Source organism: Komagataeibacter kakiaceti JCM 25156 (genome assembly GCF_000613305.1).
This window is the reverse complement of record NZ_BAIO01000804.1, coordinates 1-736: the sequence shown is the minus strand read 5'-3', so window position 1 is coordinate 736 and position 736 is coordinate 1. Positions and strand designations below refer to the sequence as shown.

Below are 736 nucleotides of genomic sequence, written 5' to 3'. Positions count from 1 at the left end.
CAGGGCGACCCGCACATGGTGCTGGCGGAGGCCGGGACCGGCACGGGCAAGACCCTTGGCTATGTCGCGCCCGCCAGCATCTGGTCACGCCGCAATGGCGGCGCGGTCTGGATCAGCACCTATACCCGCCACCTGCAACGCCAGATTGAATCCGAACTCGCCCGGCTGTTTCCCGATCCCGTCCAGCGCCGCAGCCATGTGGTGGTGCGCAAGGGGCGGGAGAATTACCTGTGCCTGCTGAATATGGAGGAGAGCGTGAACATCGCCCTCTCACGCGGGCAGGCGGCGGATGGGAGCCTGATCGGGCTGGCGCTCATCGCGCTATGGGCGGCCCATACGCATGATGGCGACCTGTACGGCGGAGACCTGCCGGGCTGGTTCGCGGACCTGTTCGGCCGGGGGCTTCTGACCGGCATCGCCGACCGGCGCGGCGAATGCATTCATGGCGCGTGCCCGCATTACCAGCAATGTCTGGTGGAACATTCCATCCGCCGCGCCCGGACGGCGGATCTGGTCATCGCCAATCATGCGCTGGTCATGTCGCAGGCGGCATGGCACGCGCTGGATGGCTCGGACACCAGTAACGAGGATCATACGCCCACCCGCTACATCATGGATGAAGGCCATCATATCGCACAGGCGGCCGACAGCGCCTTCGCGCTGGAACTGTCGGGGCTGGAAGCGGCGGAACTGCGCCGCTGGCTGCTTGGCGCGGAAGGCGCGCGATCACGCGCGC

General features: G+C 67.0%; 1 protein-coding gene. It reads left to right on the top strand.

Annotated elements, in window-relative coordinates; all coding sequences use genetic code 11:
* Positions 1-736 (top strand): DEAD/DEAH box helicase (locus JCM25156_RS26380; RefSeq protein WP_034961416.1); only part of this gene is annotated, 736 nt, incomplete at both ends.